The sequence below is a fragment of the Streptomyces sp. NBC_01474 genome (assembly GCF_035918215.1).
Classification (GTDB): domain Bacteria; phylum Actinomycetota; class Actinomycetes; order Streptomycetales; family Streptomycetaceae; genus Streptomyces; species Streptomyces aureus.
The window spans coordinates 1,767,483-1,792,844 of sequence record NZ_CP109449.1; the positions used below are offsets into that span (position 1 = coordinate 1,767,483).

At 71.8% G+C, this 25,362-nt stretch carries 20 protein-coding genes; 3 read left to right on the forward strand and 17 right to left on the reverse strand.

What is annotated here, in order from left to right; translation table 11 throughout:
- Positions 1–27: 27 nt before the first annotated feature.
- From OG758_RS08345 to OG758_RS08390, 10 genes are all read right to left on the reverse strand, one after another.
- Positions 28–831 (reverse strand): enoyl-CoA hydratase-related protein, encoded by an 804-nt coding sequence (locus tag OG758_RS08345; protein ID WP_326709388.1) that lies wholly within the window; start codon positions 829–831, stop codon positions 28–30.
- Positions 828–1,601, reverse strand: coding sequence for an SDR family NAD(P)-dependent oxidoreductase (locus OG758_RS08350; RefSeq protein ID WP_326709389.1), 774 nt, complete (start codon positions 1,599–1,601; stop codon positions 828–830). The genes OG758_RS08345 and OG758_RS08350 overlap by 4 nt, the downstream gene beginning before the upstream one ends.
- Positions 1,598–2,374 (reverse strand): SDR family oxidoreductase, encoded by a 777-nt coding sequence (locus OG758_RS08355; protein ID WP_326709390.1) that lies wholly within the window; start codon positions 2,372–2,374, stop codon positions 1,598–1,600. Before OG758_RS08355 ends, OG758_RS08350 begins: the two co-directional genes overlap by 4 nt.
- Positions 2,371–3,612 (reverse strand): acyl-CoA dehydrogenase family protein, encoded by a 1,242-nt coding sequence (locus OG758_RS08360; RefSeq protein ID WP_326709391.1) that lies wholly within the window; start codon positions 3,610–3,612, stop codon positions 2,371–2,373. The genes OG758_RS08355 and OG758_RS08360 overlap by 4 nt, the downstream gene beginning before the upstream one ends.
- 76 nt (positions 3,613–3,688) lie before the next feature.
- The gene (locus OG758_RS08365) at positions 3,689–4,663 is read right to left on the reverse strand and encodes a phosphotransferase family protein (protein WP_326709392.1); all 975 of its coding nucleotides are present in this window, start codon (positions 4,661–4,663) and stop codon (positions 3,689–3,691) included.
- A complete protein-coding gene (locus tag OG758_RS08370) occupies positions 4,660–5,862 on the reverse strand; it encodes an acyl-CoA dehydrogenase family protein (protein WP_326709393.1) in 1,203 nt (400 codons plus the stop codon). Before OG758_RS08370 ends, OG758_RS08365 begins: the two co-directional genes overlap by 4 nt.
- A 21-nt stretch (positions 5,863–5,883) precedes the next feature.
- The gene (locus tag OG758_RS08375; protein ID WP_326709394.1) at positions 5,884–7,029 is read right to left on the reverse strand and encodes a thiolase family protein; all 1,146 of its coding nucleotides are present in this window, start codon (positions 7,027–7,029) and stop codon (positions 5,884–5,886) included.
- Complete coding sequence (locus OG758_RS08380; RefSeq protein ID WP_326709395.1) at positions 7,026–7,406, reverse strand: Zn-ribbon domain-containing OB-fold protein; 381 nt, start codon at positions 7,404–7,406, stop codon at positions 7,026–7,028. The genes OG758_RS08375 and OG758_RS08380 overlap by 4 nt, the downstream gene beginning before the upstream one ends.
- Positions 7,407–7,411: 5 nt before the next feature.
- Positions 7,412–8,200: an enoyl-CoA hydratase/isomerase family protein gene (locus OG758_RS08385; RefSeq protein ID WP_326709396.1), complete on the reverse strand. Its 789-nt coding sequence runs from the start codon at positions 8,198–8,200 to the stop codon at positions 7,412–7,414.
- Between the two features lie 117 nt (positions 8,201–8,317).
- A complete protein-coding gene (locus OG758_RS08390) occupies positions 8,318–9,373 on the reverse strand; it encodes an alcohol dehydrogenase catalytic domain-containing protein (protein WP_326709397.1) in 1,056 nt (351 codons plus the stop codon).
- Between the two features lie 175 nt (positions 9,374–9,548).
- Here OG758_RS08390 and icmF point away from each other — a divergent pair, with 175 nt between their 5' ends.
- The 3 genes from icmF (at position 9,549) to OG758_RS08405 (ending at position 15,440) form a co-directional block, all read left to right on the forward strand.
- A complete protein-coding gene (icmF, locus tag OG758_RS08395) occupies positions 9,549–12,776 on the forward strand; it encodes a fused isobutyryl-CoA mutase/GTPase IcmF (protein ID WP_326709398.1) in 3,228 nt (1,075 codons plus the stop codon).
- Between the two features lie 82 nt (positions 12,777–12,858).
- Positions 12,859–14,541 (forward strand): AMP-binding protein, encoded by a 1,683-nt coding sequence (locus OG758_RS08400; RefSeq protein WP_326709399.1) that lies wholly within the window; start codon positions 12,859–12,861, stop codon positions 14,539–14,541.
- Between the two features lie 35 nt (positions 14,542–14,576).
- The gene (locus tag OG758_RS08405; RefSeq protein WP_326709400.1) at positions 14,577–15,440 is read left to right on the forward strand and encodes a 3-hydroxybutyryl-CoA dehydrogenase; all 864 of its coding nucleotides are present in this window, start codon (positions 14,577–14,579) and stop codon (positions 15,438–15,440) included.
- Positions 15,441–15,695: 255 nt separating this feature from the next.
- Here OG758_RS08405 and OG758_RS08410 read toward each other — a convergent pair whose 3' ends face one another.
- The 7 genes from OG758_RS08410 to OG758_RS08445 form a co-directional block, all read right to left on the reverse strand.
- Positions 15,696–17,648, reverse strand: coding sequence for an oxidoreductase (locus OG758_RS08410; RefSeq protein ID WP_326709401.1), 1,953 nt, complete (start codon positions 17,646–17,648; stop codon positions 15,696–15,698).
- A 17-nt stretch (positions 17,649–17,665) separates the two neighbouring features.
- Positions 17,666–18,805 (reverse strand): acyl-CoA dehydrogenase family protein, encoded by a 1,140-nt coding sequence (locus OG758_RS08415; protein WP_326709402.1) that lies wholly within the window; start codon positions 18,803–18,805, stop codon positions 17,666–17,668.
- A 45-nt stretch (positions 18,806–18,850) separates the two neighbouring features.
- Complete coding sequence (locus OG758_RS48860) at positions 18,851–19,471, reverse strand: aldehyde dehydrogenase family protein (protein WP_442810270.1); 621 nt, start codon at positions 19,469–19,471, stop codon at positions 18,851–18,853.
- Between the two features lie 32 nt (positions 19,472–19,503).
- The gene (locus OG758_RS08430; RefSeq protein WP_326709403.1) at positions 19,504–20,841 is read right to left on the reverse strand and encodes an FAD-dependent oxidoreductase; all 1,338 of its coding nucleotides are present in this window, start codon (positions 20,839–20,841) and stop codon (positions 19,504–19,506) included.
- A gap of 42 nt (positions 20,842–20,883) precedes the next feature.
- A complete protein-coding gene (locus OG758_RS08435) occupies positions 20,884–23,382 on the reverse strand; it encodes an ATP-binding cassette domain-containing protein (RefSeq protein ID WP_326709404.1) in 2,499 nt (832 codons plus the stop codon).
- A gap of 11 nt (positions 23,383–23,393) precedes the next feature.
- A complete protein-coding gene (locus tag OG758_RS08440) occupies positions 23,394–24,320 on the reverse strand; it encodes a branched-chain amino acid ABC transporter permease (protein WP_326709405.1) in 927 nt (308 codons plus the stop codon).
- Between the two features lie 161 nt (positions 24,321–24,481).
- Entirely contained in the window at positions 24,482–25,282 is an 801-nt protein-coding gene (locus tag OG758_RS08445; RefSeq protein ID WP_326709406.1) for an SDR family NAD(P)-dependent oxidoreductase, read from the reverse strand.
- Between the last annotated feature and the right edge of the window lie 80 nt (positions 25,283–25,362).

Genomic DNA, 25,362 nt, shown 5'->3' on the forward strand with positions numbered 1-25,362 from the left:
TGGGCTCCATGGGGTTGGGGGACGGGATCAGGTTCCGGAGGTCAGGGACGGGGCGCGGGCGAAGTCCGGCGCCCGCTTGCCGAGGAAGGCGGCGACGCCCTCACGGCCCTCGGCCGAGGCGGCCGCGGCGGCGAGCGCACCGGCCTCGCGGTCCAGATGAGGGCCGAGGTCCGAGGTCAGCCCGGCGGCGACGAGCCGGCGGGTGGCGCCGAACGCTGCGGTGGGTCCGCGGTGCAGGGCCTCGGCGGTGCGCGCCGCCTCCTCGGTCAGCAGATCGGCAGCGACGGTGCGGCTGACGAGCCCGATCGCCTCGGCTTCGGCTGCCGGTATCCGGCGGTTCGTCAGCAGCAGGTCGAGCGCGCGCTTGGGCCCGACGAGGCGCGGCAGGAACCAGCTGACCCCGGCGTCCGGCGAGTACCCGATGCCGGTGTACGCGGCGGTGAACGAGGCGTTGTCCGCGGCGAGCGTCACATCCGCGGCGGCGGCGAGCCCGATGCCCGCGCCCGCGACGGCGCCCTGCACGGCGGCCACCATGGGCGCGTCGAGGCGGGCGAAGATCCGCAGTGCCTCGTGCAGCGCGTCCGTCACCGCGATGAGGTGCTCCTCCAGCGCCGCGCCGTCGAGCCGCGCGAACTCCCGGAGATCGCCGCCGACGCAGAAGGACCTGCCCTCTCCCGTCAGCAACACGGCCCGCACTGCGACCCGTTGGCAGGCCAGTGCGGCGTCCAGCAGTCCCCGTGCCGTCGCCAGGCCGATGGCGTTGCCCGCGTCGCCGCGCCGCAGGGTGACGCGGGCGAGTCCGTCGTCGCTGATGTCGATTCCGACGCTCATCGTGCCGTCCATCCGCCGTCGACGGTCAGGACCTGCCCGGTGCAGTACGTGGAGGCGTCCGAGGCGAGGAACAGGAGTGCGCCGTCGAGTTCATGGCCGTCGCCGCCGCGGCCCAGCAGGGTGTTGCGCCCGACCCAGCGGCTCGAGCGCTCGTCCGCGAAGAGTTCCGCGGTCATCTCGGTGCGGAACCAGCCGGGGGCGAGCGCGTTGACGCGGGTCCCGCCGCTGCCCCACTGACCGGCCAACTCGCGGGTCAGGCCGATGAGTCCGGCCTTGGAGGCCGAGTAGCTCGCCCCGCCGAGGGGCGAGGCGGAGACCAGACCGAGGATCGAGGAGACGTTGATGATGCTCCGGCCACCGGGCGGGCCGGGTGCTTCGGCGGTGAGCCGGGACAGGTGGAACGGCGCGGTGAGGTTGACGCCCAGCACGTCGGCGAAGGCGTCCGGGGACTCGTCCTCGGCACGTGTCTCGCCGGAGACGGCCGCGTTGTTGACCAGGATGTCGATGCGGCCGGTGGCGGCCAGAGCGGTCTCGGCCAGCCGCTCGCGGTCGGCCTCCGTCGCGACGTCGCAGGCGACGGGGTGGATACGGGCGTCGGTGTCGGCGAGTTCCTTGAGCCGGTCGATGCGGCGGGCGGCGGCGAACACGGTGGCGCCGGCCTGCGCGAGGACAGCGGCGAAGCGTGCGCCGAGCCCGGCGGAGGCGCCGGTGACGATCGCCGTCCGGCCTTCCAGGGAGAACAGTTCGGCGGCGGGCCGCGGCGTGCTCACTCGTCCACCCCGATGGGCAGGGCGGTGGCGCCGCCGTCGAGCACCAGCGTCTGGCCGGTCATCCACGAGGAGGCGTCGGACGCCAGGAACAGCGCCGCGTTCGCCACGTCCTCGACCGTGCCGAGGCGGCGCATGGGCAGCCTGGCGGTGAGGATCGGCTCGCGCACCTCCCATACGGCGCGCGCCAGTTCGGTCTTGATCAGTCCGGGGGCGATGGCGTTCACGCGGGCCCGCGGGCCGAGTTCGTAGGCGAGCTGCCGCGTCATGTGGAGCATGGCGGCCTTGGTGGCGTTGTAGTAGCCGATGTGGGGATCGACGATGAGCCCGCCGACGGAGGCGATGTTGATCACCGCTCCCCCGTGCTCGGCGATCCAGGCGCGCCACGCGGCCCGGGTCCAGGCGATCATGCCGTACTGGTTGACGCGTACGGTCTTCTCCGCGCGCGGCAGGTCCAGGTCGAGCAGGTCTCCGTTGTACGGGTTGGTCGCCGCGTTGTTGACCAGGATGTCCAGGCGGCCGAAGCGCGTCATGGTCTCGTCGACGCAGGCCTCGGCCTGGTCGGGTTCGCCCGCGTTGGCGACGACGGTGTGGACGTCGCCGTCGCCCTTCACGCGCAGCAACTCCTCGCGCGCCTCGGCGAGTCCGGCGGCCTTGCGGGCCGCGATCACGACGTGGGCGCCCGCCGTCCGGTAGGCGGTGGCGATGCCCAGGCCGATACCGCGGGATCCGCCGGTGATGACGGCGACCCTGCCGTCGAGGATGTCGGTGCTCACGCCGCTCCTGCCTTCGTGTCGGTCTTCTGGTCGGTCTTCCGGTACTTGGCGAGTTCCTGCCGTGCGACGGTCCGCAGGTGTACTTCGTCGGGGCCGTCGGCGATGCGCAGCGCCCGCGTGATGGCGTACAGCCGGGCGAGCACGGTGTCGTCGCTGACGCCGGCGGCGCCGTGCGCCTGGACGGCCCGGTCGACGACCTTGTGGGCGACCTCAAGGGCCGCGACCTTGATCGCGGCGACTTCCATGCGGGCGGCGGCGTTGCCGACGGTGTCCATCAGCCACGCCGACTTGAGGACAAGGAGGCGCAGTTGCTCGATCTCGATGCGGCTGCGGGCGATCCACTCGCGCACCACGCCCTGGCCGGCGAGCGGTCCGCCGAAGGCGATGCGTTCGGTGGTCCGCTCGCACATGAGCTGGAGGGCGCGCTCGGCGAAGCCCACGGCGCGCATCGCGTAGTGCATGCGTCCGGGACCGAGGCGTCCTTGGGCGAGGGCGAAGCCTTCGCCCTCGCCGCCGAGGATGTGGTCGGCGGGCACGCGGACGTTCTCGAAGAGCACCTCGCCGTGTCCGCACCGGTCGGTGTAGCCGAACATGGGCAGGTCGCGCACGACGGTCACGCCCGGGGTGTCGCGCGGGATGAGCACCATGCTCTGCTGGCGGTAGGTGGGCGCGTCGGGGTCGGACTTGCCCATCAGGATGATGAGCCGGCAGTCGGGGTCGAGGATCCCGGAGGTGTACCACTTGCGGCCGTTGACGACGTAGTGGTCGCCGTCGCGGGTGATGCGCGTACGGATGTTGCGTGCGTCGGAGCTGGCGACCTCGGGTTCGGTCATGGCGAAGCACGACCGGATCTCGGCCTCCAACAGGGGCCTGAGCCACCGCTCCTGCTGTTCGGGCGTGCCGTACAGCGCGAGGAGTTCCATGTTGCCGGTGTCGGGTGCCGAGCAGTTGAACACCTCGGGGCCCATGATGGAGCGGCCCGCCAGTTCCATGAGCGGCGCGTATTCGAGGTTGGTGAGTCCGGCGCCCCAGTCGCCGTGCGCCATGAAGAGGTTCCACAGGCCCTCGGCGCGGGCCTTCTCCTTCAGCTGCGTCATCACCGGCGGCAGCGCGTGCGGGTCGCCGGCCTCGGCGATCTGCCGGTCGTAGACGGCCTCGGCGGGGAGTACGTGCTCCTGCATGAACGACCGCATGCGGTGCTGGAGTTCACTCGCGCGGGGCGAGAATCCGAAATCCACGATGGCTCCTGTCCACCGGTGCCTGGTCGGCGTGGGCACCGGTGTCGTGACGTGTGTGGTCGGCGGCCGGGGCGGCTCAGCCGAGGAGGTCGCGCGCGGTGCTGATCATCGCGGCGATGGTGGGCGGCAGTCGCTCCTGGTCCGGGTCGTGGTGCTTGCCCTCGCGGTGCCGGCGCAGGTTGTGGCCCATGATCGCGGCCATCTTCATGCGGCCGAGGGCACGGAACCAGCCCATGGCGGGCAGCGCCGGTGCGCCGTCGAGGTAGGCGGCGAGCAGCTCGTCCTCGGTGGGCAGTCCTGTGACGGCTCGCCCCAGGTCGGGGAAGTTGCGGTGGTCGGCGAAGAGCAGGAACCACCCGAGGTCGATACGGGGATCGCCGACGCTCCAGATCTCCCAGTCCACGACGGCGACCGCGCGTTCCTCGACGCACAGCACATTGCCGAGCCGGAAGTCGCCGTGCAGCAGCACGGACGGCAGATCGGCGGGCACGTCCTCGGTGAGGCGGGCGAGCAACTCTTCGCCGCCTGACCGCAGTTCGGCGGGTACGGCATGCAGGGTGCGGCTCCACCGCTCGAGCTCTCCTGCGGCGCCGAGCGGCGGCGGCGCGTCGAGGCCAGGTGCGTCGACGTCGGTTTCGTGCAGGCGCCGCAGTACGTGGGCGATCTCCAGCATGCGGGCGCGCGCGGTCGCCGGGGGCACCTCCGGGTCGTCGAGTACGGGCTCCAGCGCCTCTCCCGCGGCGAAGTCCATGGCGAACCAGGCGGGTTGGGCCTCGTCCACGGCGGCGACTCCCGGCACGGGCACCGGGGACCCGGCGAGCGCGGACAGGACCCGCGCCTGGCGCAGCACGTCGTTGCGGCCGACGGCCCGCTGCCCCGGTGGCACCGCCTTGACGACGTACCTCCCGTCCCCGGCCGTGACCGAGTACGTCAGCCCGGAGTGTCCGCCCGGAAGGGTCCTCAACTCCCCTACAGCCACTCCGGGTTGGATTCCGGTGAGCGCGGCGGCGACTCGGTGGGCCAGCTCCGTCTCCTGGATGGACGTGCTCATCGGACGGGCTCCTTGGGCAGGCCGAGCACGCGCTCGGCGAGGATGTTGTGCTGGATCTCGTCGGTGCCGCCCGCGATGCTGTAGCCGGGCGCGCCCAGCAGATGCTCGGTCCAGGCGTACGTTCCCCACTCCCCGGTGTCCGCGACGAGGGACGGGCCGAGCAGTTCGGAGACGAGGTCGCTGGTGCGCCGCATGGTCTCGGTGGCGTACAGCTTGCCGACCGAGGCCTCCGCGCCGGGTTCGCGTCCGGCGGCGAGGGCGCCGGTGACGCGCAGCCCAATGAGCCGCTGCACGAGTGCGCGGAGGCAGAGGTCGGCGGCCCGCTCCTGTTCGGCGCCGGTGAGCGGGCGGGGCAGATGCCCGGCCAGTTCGACCGCGCGGTCGGCGTTGTCCAGGCCGAGGTTGCCGGAGTCGAGGCGTTCGGCGGCAAGGACGCTGAGAGTGACCCGCCAGCCCTCGCCGACCGGTCCGAGCCGGTCGGTGTCCGGGACGGTCACACCGTCGAGGTAGACCTCGTTGAAGCTGGCGCCGCCGGTCATCTGCCGGATGGGCCGTACGGTCACGCCGGGCGCGTCCATGCGGACCAGGAAGACGGTGATGCCGGCGTGCTTGCGTACGTCGGGGTCGGTGCGGCACACGGCGACGCCCCAGGTCGCGACGGTGGCGCCGGAGGTCCACACCTTGTGTCCGGTCAGCACCCAGTTCTCGCCGTCGCGCACCGCCTTCGTGCGCACCCCGGCGAGGTCGGAGCCTGCCTCGGTCTCGGAGAAGAGCTGGCAGGCCAGTTCGTCGGTGCGCAGCATGGGCCGCAGCCAGCGGGCCTTCTGTTCCTCGGTGCCCCAGATGCCGATCGCGGGGGCGACGAGCTGCTGCGTCACGGGGAAGATCTCGGTGCGGTGGGGTACGTCGAAGGCGGCTTCCTCGGCGCGGTAGAGCTGGTCGTAGTACGCGGGCAGGCCCCGACCCCCGTACGCTGCCTGCCAGTTGAGGGCGCCCCAGCCCTGGTCGTAGCGGGTCCGCTCCCACTCCTGGGTGCGGCGGGTGTGCGCGCGCTCCTGCTCCTCGGTCCAGTTCTCGAAGACCGCCACGGAGTCGGGGCCGCTGCCCCACTCCCCGGCGGCGGCGCGCGGCGCGGCGACGCCGGCGAGCCAGCGCCGGGCGTCGGCGCGGAACTCCTCCGGTTCCGGGATGCCGTTCATCTTTTCGTGCACCTCCTGCGATCAGCGGGACAGGACCGTGCAGGCGCTGACGCCCGGCGCGCCGTACACATGGGTGAAGCCGGTGCGGGGTTCGCCGGGTACCTGACGGTCACCGGCCCGGCCGCGCAGTTGCTGGACGACCTCGTAGACCTGGCGAAGGCCGGACGCCCCGATGGGTTCCCCGTTGGCGATGCAGCCGCCGTCGGTGTTGACCGGCAGCGCGCCGCCGATCTCGGTGGCACCTTCGGCGATCAGGCGTTCCTGCTCGCCGTCCTCGCACAGCCCGCACTCGGCCATGTGCATGACCTCGGCGCCGCTCTCGGTGTCCTGCAACTGGCATACGTCGATGTCACCGGGGCCGATCCCGGCCTCCTCGAAGGCGGCGGCCGAGGCGGCGCGACTGACGCTGGTCGGCTCGCCCCCGGCGACCGACGGGCTGAACACCTCGAACGAGCCGAACTGCCGGGTGCGCAGGGCCGCCGCACGCAGGCCGACGGACGGGCCCTCAAGGGTGCGGGCGACCTCGGGCGAGCACAGCACGAGTGCGGCGGCGCCCGCTCCCGGGGAGCAGAACATGTAGCGGGTCAGGGGGTCGCTGACCATGCCGGAGTCGAGGATCTCCGCGGCGGACACCTGTTTGCGGCGCCACGCCTCCGGGGTCAGCTCACCATTCCTGTAGGCCTTTTCGGCCACCCTGGCGAGGGTGTGCGGGGTGATGCCGTGGTCGTGCATGTAGCGGCGGATCTTCATGCCGAAGAACTGCGTGGTGACCATCAGTCCGTCGCTGCCGTACTCCGCGCCCAGGCCCCAGTCCTCGGGCCTCGGGTCGAAGGCGCCGCGCGGGTGCTTGTCGAAGCCGACGGCGAGGACGACGTCGGCCATGCCGGAGCGGATGGCGTTCACGGCGGAGATCAGCGCGCTGCCTCCGGTGGCGCAGCCGTTCTTGACGTTCACGAACGGGACGCCGATCAGGCCGAGTTGGGCCACCAGGGTGTCGGCGAGCCCGGCGCTGTCGCTACCGCCGAACGCGGCGCGCACCCGAGGCCATTCGATTCCGGCGTCCCGCAGCGCGGACTTCACCGCGCTGACGGCCAGCTGCCGGCCGCTCGACTCCGACCGGCCGAACGCGGTCCGTGCGGCTCCGCAGATCAGCACGTCCGCGGTCATGAGCTCTCCTCCGCTGCTGTCGTGGGCCGGGCCCGTGGCACGCCGTCACCGGCACGCAGCGTGAGCGGCATGCCGATCCGGATCGCGTCGAGGTCGTCGACCTCCAGTACGGCGGCCACGCGGACGCCTTCGTCCAGTTCGACGTAGCCGACCGCGAACGGCTCGAAGCCGCCGGGCGGGGGCTGGTAGGGCGGGGACTTGGGCGCGTACCGCTGCACGGTCCAGGTCCACAGCGTGCCCGCGCTCTTGAGGACGGCCGGCTCGGCCGGTCCCCCGCAGCGCGGGCACGCCGCGTCCGCGGGGTAGACCGCGACCGAGCAGCCGCGGCAGCGTGCGCCTTGGAGCCCGGTGGCCGGACTCCGCGGATGCGTGGTCATCCGGCTCAGCGCCCCTGCCACTTGGGCTCGCGCTTCTCCAGGAACGCCGAGACCCCTTCGTTGGCGTCCTCGGAGTTGAGGGCGACGCCCACGGCGAGGTGCTCCATCACCATCAGCGACTGGGTGTCGGCGTCGAGGCTGCGGTCGATCGTCATCTTGGTGAGCCACATCGTGAACGGGCTCTTGTCGGTGAGGTGGGAGATGAACTCCTCGACCGTCTCGTCCAGCTTCTCGGCCGGCGCGTGGTCGTTGATCAGGCCGAACTCGGTGGCCTCGACGCCGGAGAGCAGCTTGCCGGTGAGCATCAGCTCCTTGGTCTTGCGGATGCCGATCATGCGCGGCACGCGGTAGATCGGGCCCGCTCCGCCGAACAGCGCGCGGCGGATGTGGAAGTCGCCGATCTTGGCGTCGTCGGCGGCGATCGCGAAGTCGCAGGAGATCATGATCTCGAAACCGCCGGCGGTGACATGGCCCTCCAGGACCGCGACCGAGGGGGTCTTCATCGAGTAGAGCCGGTCGCACACCTTCGCGGACTTGACCGCGACGTCGATGGCGTTCGACTTGCCGACGAAGTCGGCCTTGAGGCTGTCGAGGTCGAAGCCCGAGCAGAAGGTGCCGCCGCGCCCGCGGAAGACCAGGACCCGCAGCTCGGGGTCCTCGTCGACCTCGGTGATGATCTCGTCCAGCCGGTCGAGGATCGGCACCGTGACGCAGTTCTTCTTCCACGGGCGGTTGAGCCAGACGCGAGCGACATGGCCGTCACGCTCGAACTGGATCTCGTCTTCCACTGCCATCTCTGTTCCTCCGCTTCAAACTGAACTGAATTCATTACGAGTCTGGTGAGCCGTTGATCCACTGTCAAGCCCTACTTCGAGATTGGTTCAGCGGATGCCGGCCAAGCCGTCCGCGGGTCAGCTCCCGCCGTCCGCCGGGATGTCGACGAGAACCTTGACCCGCCGCGCGTCCCGCACGTCGTGCAGCCCCTCGACGGCGTCAGCGAGGGGGATGTGGTCGATCCAGCCGTCCGTCGGGTAGTGCCCGGCGGCCATGTGTTCGATGACGCGCTCGAAGACACCGTCGGGGTACGCCTCGCAGCCGAGCAGGGCGAGTTCGGCCAGGCGCACGACGGAGGCGTCGATGGCGACCGGGCCCGAGTAGAGGGCGACCAGCACGACCGGCGCCCGGGCGGCCACCGAGCGGATGGCGGCGTCCAGCACCTCCGGCCGCCCCGCGCATTCGATGGCGGCGTCCACTCCCTTGCCTCCGGTGTGGGCCATCACCGCCTCGACCACGTCGTCCACGCCGGGATCGAGCACGCGGGCGCCGTGCCGGGCGGCCGCCGCGCGGCGCGACGCCGAGGGCTCCGCCACGAGCACGTCGTCGACGCCGTGCGCCTTGAGCGCGAACAGAGCGCCCATACCGACCGCGCCGGCCCCCATGACCAGAGCGCTGCCACCGGCGCGGACACCGGCCCGCTCGATCGCGTTCAGCCCCACGGCCATCGGTTCGACCAGGGCACCCTGTTCCAGCGGGACGGCGTCGGGCAGCCGGTGCGCGGAAGCTGCCGGCACGACCACGTACTCGGCGAGTCCGCCGCCGGGCGAGGTCACGCCGATCGCCGCGAGGGCGGTGCACAGGTGGGACAGCCCTGACGTGCAGCGCGGGCACACCCCGCACGTGCGGATCGGCCGTACACAGACACGGTCGCCCGCCGCGACGCGGTCCACGTCCGCGCCGCACCCGACGACCGTCCCGGCGAACTCGTGACCGAGCGTCTGCGGCAGGGTTGCGCCGGTCAGCGGGTTGGGTTCGTGCGTGGCGCGCGGCATCTCGAAGTACTCGTGCACGTCGGTGCCGCAGATGCCCGCGTACGCCACGCGGATCTTCACCTCGCCGGGTCCCGGCTCGGGTTCGGGCATCTCCTCGATCCGCAGGTCCTTGGTTCCGTACAGCCTGGCGGCGAGCATCGTTCCTCCCGGGGATCACGCTGGAATCGCCTCGTTGCGACCACCCGAGAGTGTCACTGAACTGAACTGACTTCAATGATTGTCTTGAGTCCGGTACCTACTTCAGTTCAGTATGGGGAGGTCTCTGCGAGTACCCGCCCCAGCCCCCGCGGACCGGGGGCAGTCAGGAGTGCACATGCCCCGCGCTCAGCATCCCGTCCGCTTCGTGACCGCTTCCAGCCTCTTCGACGGGCACGACGCCTCGATCAACATCATGCGGCGCATCCTTCAGGCCCAGGGCGCGGAGGTGATCCACCTCGGACACAACCGCTCGGTGAGCGAGGTGGTGGACGCCGCGCTCGAGGAGGACGCCCAGGGCGTCGCCGTCAGCTCCTACCAGGGCGGCCACATCGAGTACTTCGAGTATCTGGTCGAGCTGTTGCGGGAGCGCGGCGCCGGGCACGTGCGGGTGTTCGGCGGCGGCGGAGGCGTGATCGTGCCGCAGGAGATCGAACGGCTCGCGGCGGCCGGCGTGCGCATCTTCTCGCCGCAGGACGGTCAGCGCCTCGGCCTCGTCGGCATGATCCGGTCGATGATCGAGGACTGCGACCGCGCTCCGTGGCTGGAGGAGCCCGCAGACATCGTGCGGGTTCTTGAGGGTGAACGCCCGGCTCTGGCACGCGTGTTGTCCTCCGCCGCGGCCGGGACGCTGCCGGCCCCCGAGCTGCGCCGTCTGGAGAAGGCGGCCTCGGCGCGCCAGGTACCGGTCCTGGGCATCACCGGCACCGGCGGCTCGGGCAAGTCCTCACTCACCGACGAGCTGGTCCGCAGGATCCGTATCGACCAGGGCGATGCGCCGCGCGTGGCGGTGCTGGCCGTGGACCCGACGCGGCGGCGCGGCGGCGGGGCCCTGCTCGGCGACCGCATCCGGATGAACTCCCTCGACGGCGACCGCGTCTTCTTCCGCTCCCTCGCCACCCGCGGCACGAGCGAACTGCCCGAGGGGCTCGGCGAGTCGATCACCGCCTGCAAGGCTGCCGGATACGACCTGATCGTGGTCGAGACGCCCGGCATCGGGCAGGGTGACGCCGCGATCGTGCCCTTCGCGGATGTGTCCTTGTACGTGATGACGCCGGAGTTCGGGGCGGCGTCGCAGCTGGAGAAGATCGACATGCTCGACTTCGCGGACGTCGTCGCCATCAACAAGTTCGAGCGCCGGGGCGCGGCCGACGCGCTGCGTGACGTGGGCCGCCAGCTCGTCCGCAACCGCGAGGCGTTCGGTTCGCGGCCCGAGGAGATGCCGGTGTTCGGCACCAGCGCCGCGACGTTCCACGACGACGGGGTCACGGCGCTGTACCAGCACCTGCGGGGCCTGCTCGGGGAGCACGGCCTGGCGCTGCGCCCGGGGGTGCTGCCCGAGGTGTCGGTACGGCATTCCAGCGGGGCCGCGCAGATCGTGCCGCCTTCCCGGGCGCGCTATCTGGCCGACATCGCCGAGTCGGTGCGTACGTACCATGCGGGCACCGACGACCAGGCGCGGGCCGCCCGCCGGGTCCAGCAACTGACAGCTGTCCGCGATGAGTTGGCGGCCCTGCCTGCACCGGCCGACGCGGTGGAGCGGCTGCTCGTCGAGGCGTGCGGGGCGCTCGGCGACGACGTGCGGCAGGCCCTTGAGCAGTGGCCGCAGACCGTACAGGCGTATTCCGGGGACGAGTTGGCGTTCACCGTGCGCGGGCGTGAGATACGTACCCCGCTGGTCCGCGAATCGCTGTCGGGCAGCCGCATTCCCCGGGTGGCGCTGCCGCGGACGACCGATCACGGGGAGCTGGTGCGGTTTCTGCGCGAGGAGAACCTGCCGGGCTCGTTCCCGTTCACGGCCGGTGTGTTCCCCTTCAAGCGCGACGGCGAGGACCCGGCCCGGATGTTCGCGGGCGAGGGAGATCCCTTCCGTACCAACCGCCGTTTCAAGCTGCTCTCCCAGGGCGGCGCGGCGACCCGCCTTTCCACGGCCTTCGACTCGGTCACTCTCTACGGGCGCGACCCCGGCCTGCGCCCCGACATCTACGGCAAGGTCGGCACGTCCGGTGTCTCGGTGGCGACGCTGGAGGACATGAAGGCGCTGTACGACGGCTTCGACCTGACCGAGCCGACCACCTCGGTGTCCATGACGATCAACGGTCCCGCGCCGACGATCCTCGCCTTCTTCCTCAACACCGCGATCGACCAGAGGCTCGACGCCTTCGCCGCCGAGCACGGCCGCGCGCCCGACGACGGGCAGGCGCGGGAGATCCGGGCCGAGGTGCTGAGCCAGGTGCGCGGCACCGTCCAGGCCGACATCCTCAAGGAGGACCAGGGACAGAACACCTGCCTGTTCTCCACGGAGTTCAGCCTGCGCATGATGGGCGACATCCAGGAGTGGTTCATCGAGCAGGACGTGCGGAACTTCTACTCGGTCTCCATCTCCGGCTACCACATCGCGGAGGCGGGGGCGAACTCCATCAGCCAGCTCGCGTTCACGCTCGCCAACGGGTTCACCTACGTCGAGTCGTATCTGGCGCGCGGCATGGACGTGGACGACTTCGCGCCGAACCTGTCGTTCTTCTTCTCCAACGGCATGGACCCGGAGTACTCGGTGCTCGGCCGGGTGGCCCGCCGCATCTGGGCGGTGGCGATGCGCGACCGGTACGGAGCGAACGAGCGCAGCCAGAAACTGAAGTACCACGTACAGACCTCGGGCCGCTCGCTGCACGCCCAGGAGATGGACTTCAACGACATCCGCACCACACTGCAGGCGCTCATCGCGCTCTACGACAACTGCAACAGCCTGCACACCAACGCCTACGACGAGGCGGTCACCACCCCCTCAGAGGAGTCGGTGCGGCGCGCGCTCGCCATCCAGCTGATCATCAACCGCGAGTGGGGCCTCGCGATGAACGAGAACCCGCTCCAGGGCTCGTACGTCATCGACGAGCTGACCGACCTCCTCGAGGAGGCCGTGCTGATCGAGTTCGAGCGGATCAGCGAGCGCGGCGGGGTCCTCGGCGCGATGGAGACGGGCTATCAACGGGGCCGTATCCAGGACGAGTCGATGCTGTACGAGGAGCGAAAGCACGACGGTTCACTGCCGATCATCGGTGTGAACACCTTCCGTCCTCCGCATGCCGACGGGGAAGGGCAGGCGGCGGCCGTCGTCGAACTGGCCCGCGCCACCGAGCAGGAGAAGCGCTCCCAGCTCGCCCGGGTCCACGACTTCCAGGCCCGCCACGAGGACGCCGCCCGCGAGGCGCTCGCTGCCCTGAGGTACACGGCGACCAGCGGCGAGAACGTCTTCGCCGTCCTGATGGACGCGGCGCGGGTGTGCTCGCTCCAGCAGATCACCGAGGCGTTCTTCGAGGTCGGCGGCGCCTACCGGCGCAATGTCTGACACCCGCCGGCCGACAACGAACCAGCGACCAGCGACCAGCGACCAGCGACCAGCGACCAGCGACAGCCGAGGAGACCTCCCGATGTGGCCCACCTATCCGCCCACGGCCGAGCGCGCCGCCCACTACCGTGCGGTCGGGGCATGGCGAGACCGCCCGGTAGCCCGGTATCTGCGCCGGGCCGCCGCCCTGTGGCCGGACGCGCTCGCCGTGGTCGACGGTGCGCACCGCATGACGTTCGCCGACGTCGACCGGCAGGCGACGGCGCTGGCCGCCGCCCTGCACGCGCGCGGAATCGGCCAGGACGACGTCGTGTCGTTCCAGCTGCCCAACCGGGCCGAGGCCGTGGTGCTCTTCCAGGCGGTCATGAAGGTGGGCGCCGTCGCCAATCCGATCGTGCCCATCTACCGGGGCAGCGAGCTCCGCTTCATCCTCGGCCAGGCGCGGACCAGGATCGCGTTCGTGCCCGGCCGCTACCGGGGCTTCGACTATCCGGACCTCTACCGGCGCCTGCGCGACGACCTCCCCGAGCTGCGGGACGTGGTGGTCGTGGGCGGGGACGGCACAGAGGAACCGGCCGCGATCTCCTGGGAGACCTTCATGGGCTCGGCCGGGCCCGACCCCGAAGCGACGGTGGGCGCACTGTCCGAACCGGATCCCGATCAGGTCTGTCTGCTGCTGTACACCTCAGGGACGACCGCGGCTCCCAAGGGCGTCCTGCACAGCCACAACACCGTGGTCTTCGAGAACTCCGCGCTGATCGACAGGTTCGCGCTGAACGAACGCGACGTGATCTTCAACCCGTCCCCGGTCACCCATGTCACCGGGGTGAACTGCGCCCTGGTGCTGCCCTTCCTGCTCGGTGCCCCCGTGGTCCTCCAGGACCGGTGGGACCCGGCGTCGGCACTGCGCCGGATCACCGGCGAGGGGGCGAGCTTCGCGATCTTCTCCACGCCCTTCCTCACCGATCTGCTCGACGCCGCCGAGGCCGCGGACGTGACGGCACCGACGATCCGCTACCTCGTCTGCGGCGGCGCGGACATCCCCGACGAACTGGCCCGCCGGGCCGCGGCCCGGCTCGGCGTCGTGACCCGGATGTACGGGGCGACCGAGGGCCCGTCCGTGACCGCGGCCAACCGGTGGGCCCCGGCCGGGATCCGCACCCGCACCGACGGTGTGCCCCTCGCCCCTACCGAGGTCGTGGTCGCGGACGGCTCGGACGCCCCGGCGCCGCAGGGCGTCCTCGGCGAGGTGCACTGGCGCGGCCCCGACACCTGCCTCGGCTACCTCGACGACCGGCTGAACGAGGACGCGTTCACCCCGGACGGCTGGTTCCGCAGCGGCGATCTGGCGCGGTTCGACGAGCACGGCGCCCTCCACATCGAGGGCCGTATCAAGGATGTCGTCAACCGCTCCGGCGAGAAGATCAGCGTGCGTGAGGTGGAGAGTCTCATGGCGGAGCATCCCGCCGTCGCCGAGGTCGCCGTCGTCGCCGGCCCCGATGCCCGCACGGGCGAGCGGGCCTGCGCGTTCGTCGTGACGACGGGCGAGGGACAGGAGCTGACGCTCAAGGACATCGGCGAGCACCTGACCGCCGGTGAGGTGGCCGCGCAGAAGATCCCCGAGAGCCTGTTCCTCGTCGACGCCCTGCCGTACACGACGAGCGGAAAGATCAAGAAGTTCGCCCTCCGGGAGTGGCTGCGCGACCGCACTCAACCCGCGCGTGCCGTGGCGGACATGACCGTCCTCGCCGTCCACGAACGGTGACGGCCGCCTCCCCATCCCCTCCAGAAAGGACCCTCATGTCTGTCGTCTCCCGTCTCGGCGTCGTCGGCTGCGGCCTCATGGGCTCCGGCATTGCCGAGGTCGCAGCACTGCGCGGTCTCGACGTGACCGTCGCCGAGTCGAGCCCCGAGCTCGCCGCCGCGGGCCGCGCCCGTGTCGTCGCGTCCCTGGACCGCGGACTGCGCCGCGGCAAGCTCACGGAGGCCGAGCGCGAACAGGCCCTGGACCGGCTGTCGTTCACCCACGACCTCGGCGAGCTGGCCGACCGTCAGTTCGTCATCGAGGTCGTCGCCGAGAACCGGGAGGTGAAGACCGAGGTGTTCCGGCAGCTGGACAAGGTGCTCGTCGACCCCGACGCCGTTCTCGCCACGAACACCTCCTCGATTCCCGTCGTCGACCTCGCCGTGGCCACCGGCCGGGCCTCCCATGTCGTGGGGCTGCACTTCTTCAACCCCGTCCCCGTGCAGCAGTTGGTCGAAGTCGTGCCCGCGCTGACCACCGACGCCGGCACCGTGGCGCGTGCCCGCGACTTCGCCGTCGAGGGACTGGGGAAGGAAGTCATCCAGGCGCCCGACCGTTCGGGCTTCGTGGTGAACGCCCTCCTTGTGCCGTACCTGCTCGCCGCGATCCGCATGGTGGAGTCCGGCACGGCCCGCGCCGAGGACGTCGACCGCGGCATGGAGCTGGGCTGCGCCCATCCGATGGGGCCGCTGCGGCTGCTCGACCTGATCGGTCTTGACACGGCGCAGGCCGTCGCGGAGTCGCTGTACGGGGAGTTCAAGGAGCCGCTGTACGCGGCTCCCCCGCTGCTGCGGCGGATGGTGGCGGCGGGACACCTGGGGCGTAAGAGCGGGCGCGGGTTCTACGTGTACGAGGGCTGAGTCCGCGGGAGAGGGCCGGCCACTGGATTCCAGCGGCCGACCCTCTCGCATGTGTCAACGGTCAGGCCCTGCGCCCAGTTCGTCCGCGGCGCCCTCGGCGTCATCATCACAGTGGTGTTGGTCGGCTCCGCCGGGATGTCCGGCACTTCCCCGTTGCCGGACGAGCAGCCGCCGATGACCTTGCCGCGCAGGCAGCCTCTTCTCTTCTTGAGGGTGTCTGTGCGGTCGTCTTTGCGGTCCTGAGCGCGGTTCTGTTCAGGCGGACACAGCCGCCGCGAGCTCCTCGGCCACGGCGCGGCCCTCCGCGATGGCGTGGGCGATGCGACGCGGTACGACGCAGTCGCCGACCGCGTGGACGCTCTGGCCGTCGGCCGGGGTGATGTCCGGGCGGTACGGGAGCCTTTCGCCGACGGTCACGAGAACGTCCGCGGCGAGACGCGACTCGTGGCCGTCCATCACGTTCCGCAGCCGCACTCCGTCGGGCGTCGTGGCCGTGACGGCGGTCAGGGGGACGACGCGCAGCGGCGCTCCGGTGAGCCGGTTCATCAACTGGGTGCGGTTCTCGGGCGACAGGCCGGTGGCGAAGCCGTTGCCGGGCGTGATGACCGTGACCTCGCGGGCCCCGGCCGCCAGCGCGCTCTCCGCGGCGCTGATCCCCTGCCACCAGCCGAATCCGTCGTCGAGGACGGCGACCCTGGGCGCCTGCGGCACCACGTCCGCGTGCCGGTGGAGGAAGTCGGTGCTGCTGAGGATCCGCAGCTCCCCCGGTACGGGCACGGGCGCCTCTCGGGCGCCGGTGGCGAGCACGATCCGGGAGTACCCGGCCAGGTCGGCGGGGGTCAGGGTGGTCCCCAGCAGGACGCGGACGCCGAGGTCGGCGAGCTGGTCGCGCTGGTGGTCGACGATTTTCTGCCAGCCGGTGCGGTGCGCGCCGAGGGCGGCCAGGCGTGCCTGCCCTCCGGGCTCCCGGGCCGGGTCGTGGAGGACTACCTCGGCGCCGCCGCGTGCGAGCGTCATCGCGCACTCCATGCCGGCGGGGCCCGCGCCGAGGACGGCGACGGGGCCGCGGCGCGAGCCGGGCCGGGTGAGCAGAAGGGGTACGGCCGGGCGGCGGGTCGCGGATTCCGGTGGGCCGAGCGCGGGGTTGACCGAGCACGATCCGGTGGGCTCGAAGGTCCGGCAGCCCTCGTTGCAGCCCGTGCAGGGGCGCACCGAGCGCTCGTCCCCGGCAACGACTTTGCGGGCGAAGTCGGGGTCGGCCATGAACGGCCGGGCCGAGCCGACCAGATCGGCGCCCGAGCCGAGCGCCCGCTCGATGTCCACCGCGGACCGGAAGCCCTGGCTGACCAGCAGCGGCACCCCGACCGCGGCGCGCAGCCGGGCCACGGACTCGAGCAGCGGCGGGCGGGTGGTGGCCATGCCGGGCACGTAGGTGTTGCGGACGCCTGTGGTGACATTGACGTAGGTGAACGGCACGGCGGCGCTCAGGCGCGGCAGCAGCTCGACGAGGTCGTCGAGACCGAGCCCGGAGTCCGCGCCGGGCTCCACCGACACCCGTACGCCGATGGGGTGTTCGCCGATCTCGGTGCGGATGGCGTCGATCACCTGGGCGAGGAGGGCGATCGGGTCACCGTACTCGTCGTCGCGGGTGTTGTTGACGCGGGAGAGGAACTGGGCGAGCAGATAGCCGTGTCCGGCGTGCAGTTCGACGCCGTGGAAGCCGGCCTGCACGCTGTTGCCGGCGGAGACACGGAAGGCGTCGACGACACGGCGTACTTCCTCGGTGCTCAGCGCGTGGGGGGCGCTCGCCTCGCGCGGGGAGCGGACGGCGGCGGCGGAGACCGGCGCGTAGTACGTCCCCGCGCCGAGGGTCTCGCGGCCCAGATGGACGAGTTGGGCGATGGCTACGGCGCCGCCTTCGATGATGGCCTCGGCGCGGCGGCGCACGGCTTCCTTGATCTCGGGGCGCCAGGCCTCGGTGAGATAGCGCTGCGGCAGGGTCGACTCCGGGGCTACGGCGGTGCCGCCGGTGATGACCATGGAGGCGCCGCCTTGTGCGAGGCGCCGCCAGTAGGCCGCGTCGGCTTCGGTCGGAGCGCCATCGGCGACGGCCGCGGTGGCATGGGCGGTGGCGACGAGGCGGTTGCGCAGGGTGTGCCCGCCGAGCGTGAAGGGCGTGGCGAGGGCAGGGGTGTGCGGTGCGGTCACGTGTCTCTCCCCTCGGCTCAGGCGGCGGTGGCGGTGTTCGGGGCGAGGCCGATGAGCGCGGCGAGGCGTGCGCGGTGTCCGGCGGGCGTGCCCAGCAGCACGGCGCCGCTGCGTGCGCGACGCACGTACAGGTGCGCGTTGTGCTCCCACGTGAAGCCGATCCCGCCGTGCAGCTGGACGTACTCGGCCGTGGCCAGGCGGAAGGTCTCGGAGCAGACCGTGGCGGCGGCAGCGGCGGCCACCGGCAGCCGGTGTGAGCCGAGGGCGACGCAGGCGGTCGCGTACGCGGACGCCGAGCGGGCCGCCTCCAGGGCGACCAGCACATCGGCCAGCCGGTGCTTGACGGCCTGGAACGACCCGATGGGCCGCCCGAACTGGTGGCGCTGCGCGACGAATTCGACGGTGGCGTCCAGTGCGTGGCCGCTGCCGCCGACCTGTTCGGCGGCGAGGGCTGCCCGCCCCGTGTCGAGGAACGCCGCCGCTTCGTCGGACTCCCCCACCGGCGTCGCGGGCGCGCCCCGGAACTCCACCCGCGCCTGGCGGCGCGTCTCGTCAAGGACGCGGTGCGGGGTGCGCACGCACGTGTCGGGGTCCGGTTCGACGGCGAACAGCCGTGGCCCGTCGGGTGTTTGAGCCCGTACGAGAACGAGGTCCGCGCCCGCGCCGTCGAGCACGAAGTCCGCCGCGCCGCGCAGCACCGTGCCCTCGCGCGCGGGCCCGGCGACGATGCCGGGCTCGTCGTCGTGGAGGCCGGCGACGGTCGCGGTGAGGGTGCCGTTCGCGATGTGCGGCAGATAGCGCTCACATGCCTGCCGGTCACCGCTCGCGAGCAGGGCGGGCGCGGCGAGGCCCACCGTGGGCAGCAGCGGTGTGCTGCACAGGGCGCGCCCGGACTCCTCCATGGCGACGGCGAGTTCGGCGAAGGTGAAGCCCGATCCGCCGTACTCCTCGGGGATCGCGAGGCCCTGGACGCCGATCTCGCCCGCGAGCCGCGCCCACAGCGTCTCGTCGTGTCCGCGCGGCCCTGTCATGTGCTTGCGGACGTCCTCGGGTCCGCTGACCTCGGTGAAGAAGGCGCGCAGAACAGTGCGCAGTTCCCGTTGCTCCTCGGTCTCGGACAGGAGCCGGGGGTCGATGTCGGGGTGCAGATGGTGCATGGGGTCTCCAGCGTGCTCGTGTGGGCGGGGCTCAGTGGACGCGGCTCACTTGACGGGGCCGTAGGTGCCGGGGCCGGTTCCGAGGGAAACGCCCTGGGTGACCTCGGCAGACAGCCCCGCACCCGGATCGGTCGAGACCGTCTTCGTCAGCAGGAACTCCTCGACGGCGCCGGGGTCGTGCTCCCTGCCGAGCCCCGACTTCTTGAAGCCGCCGAAGGGCCAGCCCAGGTCCGCCGCGAAGGTGTTGACGGAGAACGTGCCGGTGCGTACGCGCCGGGCGACCTCGAAGCCGTGCGCTGTGTTCGCCGCGTCTGCCGTGAACACGGAACGGTCCAGGCCCAGTTCGCTGTCGTTGGCGATGCGCACGGCGTCGTTGATCGGCTCGGCGAGTTCGGCGCGGCGCTCGATGCCGTCGGCGAGGCGGGTGAGGTGGTGGGCCCGCTGCGCCGGGGTCGGCCGGGGCCATTCCCCTTTGTCGAACGCCCGCCGGGCCGCCGCGAGCGCCGCGTCTATGTCGGCCTCGGACGCGGCGGGGACCCGTCCGACGCGCCGCTCGGAACGCGGCGGGATCACGTCGAAGTGGTCGGTGCCGTCGGCGGGCCGCCACGAGCCGTCGATGAAGAAGGCATTGTGGTCGATGGTGGTGGTGGTTCCACTGGTGCTCATGCTGCCCTCCCGCGCGGATGGAGTCCGGTCGATCAGTGGTGTGCCGACCCGGCGGCGGTCCGCGCGGCCGTGAGTCCGAAGACGAGGGCCGAGGCGAGGCCGCCCGCGTAGGCGCGGTGCCACAGGCCGCCGGTGTCCGATCCGGCGGCGAGCAGTCCGCGCAGTGGGAGGCCGTCCTCACCCAGGACGCGGGCGTGGTCGTCGATGCGCAGGCCGTGGAAGGGGAAGGTGATGGCCGGCACGGTCTCGATGACGTAGTACGGCGGCTCGGCGAGCGGAAGTCGGTCGAGTTCACGGCCCGGCGTGGGCCCCGGCTCCGCCGTGACCTGCTCGTTGAAGAGCTTGACGGCGTTGCGGACGGCCTCGCCGTCGTAGCCCCACTCCTCGGGCAGGTAGGCGAGTTCGTCGAGGTCCCCGGCGAGTCCGACGCGTCCGCCGCGCCTGCTCGCGAGGGCGAACTTGTCGACGGCGACCGCGCCTTCGACGTACGAGCCGACGATCCAGTCGCGGAACACCCGGGCGTCGGCGATGAGGAGTCCGCGGCTCTCGGGCTGGTCGAGGAGGGCCATGGCGGTGAGGTGGTCGCCGAGCGTCTCGTCGGCGAACCGCTCGCTGCGTAGATTGAGCAGGAGGGCGTGCTCGCTGTAGTAGAGCGACATGTCGACGAAGTCGGCCGGGTCGGCGAAGGGGATGCCGCTCGGGATGAGGTGCCCGTAGAACCCGGCGTTCTCGCCGCCGGTGGCCGCGCCGATCCCGGTCGCGAGCCGGTGGCCGCCGCCCCGGCTGTGGGGGTTGGAGCGCAGTTGCATACGGTCGGCGTGCGGGTGCACATGCGCGGTGCGCAGGTCCGTGTCGCCCTGGTGGCCGCCGGTGGCGACGAGGGTGGTCGTGGCACGTATACGGCGGTGCTCACCGTCGGCGCCGCGCACGTCCGCGCCGACCACGGACCCGTCCTTGACGAGGAGTTGCTCGGTCTCCGTCTCCAGGAGCAGGGTGCCGCCGCCGTCCACGATCAGCCGGCGGCAGGTGTCGACGTAGTGGTTGGTGTCGAACTGGTGGCCGCGGCCGAAGCTGAGGATGGGCTGGGCGTCCTTGGCCTCGACGCCGATGGACCTGATCCATTCGATGCCGTCGGCGAACCGGTCCACGAGGGCGCGCTTGAGCGCGTGGTCGCCGCGCGGATTGTGTTGGTCCATGGTCGCGTGGTCGGGGGCGGTCCAGGCGTAGCCCGCGAAGCGCGCGGAGCCGCCGACGTCCGTGGCGATCTCGACGACGGCGACGGACAGACCGTCGCGGACCGCTCGGGCGGCGGCGGTCAGTCCGGCCATGCCCGCTCCGATCACGAGCAGGTCGACACCTTGAGGTTGCACGGTGGTTCTCCTCGTCAGGAAATCTGTTGGCGCTCGTTCGGTTCAGCCCTGCGCGGCGGCCATGGGGGCGTCCTCCTCGCCGTCGAAGTAGGCCTGTTCGGCCTGGGCGAGGAACTCGGGGTCGGCGGGCTCGCCCTGGGCGGCGACGCGGCCGTCGTGCAGGACGACGACCTCGTGGGAGGCGGACACGGCGCGGGTGAGGGACTGTTCCAGCAGGACGACCGTCATGCCCTCGTGGGCGAGACGGCCGAGGCGGGCGTACACCTCGGTGACCATGGCCGGTGACAGGCCGAGCGCCGGCTCGTCGACGATCAGCAGGTCGGGGCGCGCCATCAGGGCGCGGGCGATGGCGAGGATCTGCTGTTCGCCGCCGGACAGTCCGGCGGCGGGCATCCCCATGCGCTCGCGCAGCCGGGGTGGCAGCCATTCGCCGGTCTGCTCGAGGCGGGTGCGCAGATCCGCGCCCTTGATGCCCGCGGCGTAGGCGGCGACCTCCAGGTTCTCCCGCAGCGAGAGTGTCTTGAACAGGGCGCGGCCCTCCGGCACGAGCGCGCTGCGCAGCTCCCCGTCGACCGTGCGCCGGCCTTCGGTGGGGGCGAGCGTGCCGTGCAGGATCTGGCCCAGGGTGCTCTTGCCCGCGCCGTTGGCGCCGACGACGCCGAGCACGGCGCCTTGGGCGACAGCCAGGTCGATGCCGCGCAGCGCGGTGACGCCGCCGTAGGAGTGGTCGATTGCGGTGAGGTGTACGGCGGTCCGCTTGAGGCTGTCGCGGCGTGGGAGTTCGACCCGGTCGCCGCCTTCGCCGAGGTAGGAGGAGCGGACCCGGGGGTCGTCCAGGATCGTGCCGGGCAGGCCCTCGCCGACGGGGCGGCCGAAGTCGAAGGCGACGACCCGGTGGGCGACGGCGAACAGGTCGTCGAGGACGTGGTCGATGATCACGACAGCGGTGCCGCGCTGCTGCTGGCGCACGATCTGCCTGGCGAGCAAGGTGCGTTCTGCGGCGTCGAGCCCGCCGAACGGCTCGTCGAGGACCAGCAGTTCGGGTTCCTCGGCGAGGGCTCTGGCCAGGTCGAGGCGCTTGTGCAGTCCGAACGGCAGCTCGGCGGGGCGGCGGTCGGCGAAGGGAGCGAGTCCGACGCTCTGCAGGAGTTCGGCGGCCTTGGCCCGGTGCTGCGCGGTGACGCGGCGGTGGGTGCACAGGATGTTCTCGGCGACGGTCAGTTCCGGGAAGGTCTCGGCGTGCTGGAAGGTCCGTCCTATGCCGAGGCCGCGCCGCGCCGTGGACCGGCTGTTGAGCAGGGGCTTGCCCGCGTACTGCGCGTCACCTGTGACCCGGCCGCCGCCGACGAGCCCGGACAGGACGTTCAACAGTGTTGTCTTACCCGCGCCGTTGGGACCGATGATGGCGACGGTCTCTCCGGCCCGCACGGTCATCGACGCGCCTTCGAGTGCCTTCACGCCGCCGAAGGAGACCCCCACGTCGTCGACACGCAGCAGCTCGGGGGCGGTCGGCGCGGGTGCGGGCACGGACGGCGCCTCTTCGGTCGCCTCGACGGGAGTGGGCGGCTGCGCGGTAGTGCGCGCCGACAGCCGCCGCAGTGCGCGCCCGAGGAAGGGCACCACCCCGCCGGGCAGGAACAGCAGGGCCGCGATGAGCACGACCCCCTGAAGGATCGGCTGGGGGACGCCGACGCTCTCGGCGGCGGTGGGCGCCCAGGTCAGATACGCGCCGCCGACCACCGCGCCGAGCAGCGCCCCCGCGCCGCCGAGGACGCACGCGGCGATCAGCGAGATCGCCAGGGCCAGCGAGAAGGGTTCGGGGCTGACGAACCCGACGACCAGGGCAAGCAGCACGCCCGCCAGTGCGGCGAACACGGCGCTGACGCCGAAGGCCAGCGCCGACTGGGCCTCGGGGGCGATGCCGACGGAACGGGCGGCCAATGGATGGGACTTGGCGGCGACCAGGCGCATCCGCAGGGCGCTCGGCCGGGCCAGGGCGCCGACGGCGAGGGCGACTCCGGCCGCGCCCACGGCGATGTACTGGGCCTGCGTCCCGGCGCTGGCGAGCGTGCCGAGCCCCAGGGCACTGTGCAGCTTCTCCATCGGGATGCCCTGGTCGCCGCCGGTGACGCCGGTCCACTGGCCCATCACCTCCAGCGACACCATGGTGAACGCGAGGGTCAGCAGGGCCAGATACAGCATGGAGAACCGTGCGCCCGCGCCTCCGAGGAAGGCCCCGAAAGCCGCGGCGCACCCGGCTGCCCCGAGCACGACGACCTCCAGCGACCAGCCGTGCGAGCTGCCGTACGCGGCGAAGTAGGCGCCCAGGGCGAAGAAGGCCGGATGGGCGATCGACCAGATACCGGCCCAGCCGGCGAGCAGGTTCACCGAGAGCACGAGGATCGTGTAGACACCGGCGAGCCCCACGGAGTAGGCCTGGTAGGGCGGGATGGCCCCGCTGTGCAGGACGAGGATGAGGGCGGCCGCGGCGAGTGGCCCGAGCCCCGCCCTGAAGAGGTTGGAACGACTGAAGACGGACATGGAGCGCTCCCTCAGACCCGCTGGAACGCGCGCACGCCGAACAGCCCCTGCGGGCGGATCAGCAGCACGACGATGGTGAACGAGAACACGAACGTGTCCCGGTAGCCGGCCGACACATAGCTCGCGGCCAGGTTGTCGAGAACCCCGACGGTCAGCCCGCCGATGACGGCGCCGTACATGCTGGTCAGGCCACCGAGGAAGATTCCGGCGAAGGCGCGGAACAGAGGGGCGCTGAGCACCGTGGGCAGCAGGCCGGCGCGGGGTGCGTAGAGGATCGCGGCCAGCGCACCGAGCCCGAGGCCCAGCGCCCAGGCGACTCGGGCGATGCGCTGTGTGCCGAGGCCGAGGATCTGCGCGGTGTCGGCGGACTCGGCGACGGCCCGCATGGCTGAGCCGATGGTGGTCCGTCCGAAGAGGTACGCCACGAGCGCCATGGCGACGGCCGCCACGCCGATGGTCAGCAGGCTCTGCGTCGGAATCGCCGCGTCGCCGAACGAGACGGACCCGTCCACCAGGCTCGGGAAGAGCTGTGGCTGGTCGCCCCAGATCGTGCTGATGACGCTCTCCGCGATGAGGGAGACCGCCATGGTCATCACCAGCGCCGAGAGCAGCTCCCCGTGGGCCAGTGGCCTGATGACCGTCTCGCGGGCGGCCAGGCCGACCGCCGCCGTGACGGCGATCGCCGCTCCGGCGGCCAGGATGAGCGGCAGTCCCCTGTCGTACAGGGTCAGCGCCGCGTACAGCCCGATCGTCGCCAGGCTGGCGAGGGCGAAGTTCACCACGTCCGTCGCCCGATAGATGATCACAAGACCGAGCCCCATCAGGCCGTACACCGCGCCACTGGCGAGACCGCTCACCAGGACGAGCAGGAACTGATCCACGTCGACCGTCTCCTCGTGCCATACGCCCGTGTCCGGCGCCTCAGCACCAACGAGCAAGTACGAACTGAACTCAATTCATGGACCGTAAACATTCAGCCGCGGCCGGGCAAGACCCGTGCACGATTTGATTTCGCGCGCGCCGGACGTCCGGACGCCCCGTACCCGCGTCCGGGACCGGCCCCAGAGACGGGTCGGTCCCGGATGCGACGGAACGGCGATCAGGCTGTGAAGCGGCCGCCGTTGGCGAGCAGCACCGCCCCGACCAGGTTCGCCGAGGCGTCACTCGCCAGGAACAGGGCGATGTCGCCGATCTCCTCGGGCGTCGCGTAGGGGCGCACCCGCGGATCGGCGAAGCCGTTGCGCAGCGCCTTCGGCGTGCGCGCGGCCATGCCCGTCTCGGTCGGGCCCGGCGCGACCACGTTGACCCGGATCCCGGAGGCGATGACCTCCTTGGCCACGGCCTGGCTCAGTGCGTGCACCCCCGCCTTGGACGCGGCGTAGTGGGGGTAGCCGACCGGGGCATCGAAGGCCGACGACGACCCGATGACGACGATGGCGCCGGATCCGGCCGGCCGCATCGCCCGCACCGAGGCACGCAACACATGGAACGTCCCGTCGAGGTTGACCCGCATGACGCGCCGCCAGGAGGCGTCGTCCAGCCGATCGGTGACCTCTGGCGGACGCCCCTCGACCAGTGCGTCCGCGATGAGCTGTTTGGCCTGCGGGTCGTCGACCCCGGCGGCGTGCACGACCACGTCGAGCCGACCGTGTTCGCGCACCACGTCCGCGACGGCGCCGTCGACCGCGGCCGCGTCGGCCACGTCGAGCCCGACCGCCGCCGCGGCGGGCAGTTCGGCGGCGACGGCCTTGACGGCCTCGCCGTTCAGGTCGGCCACCACCACGTACCGCGCCCCCTCCGCCGCCAGCTGCCGCGCGATCGCGGCCCCCATGCCCGAACCGGCCCCTGTCACCAAGGCCACCTTGTCCGTGAACCGCCCCTGCCGCACAACCTCGCTCATAATCCGACCCTTCCTCACGTCAACCATCGATCGCTACTGAACTGACTTCATCTCTGTTATCGTCACGGCCACCGAGCTGA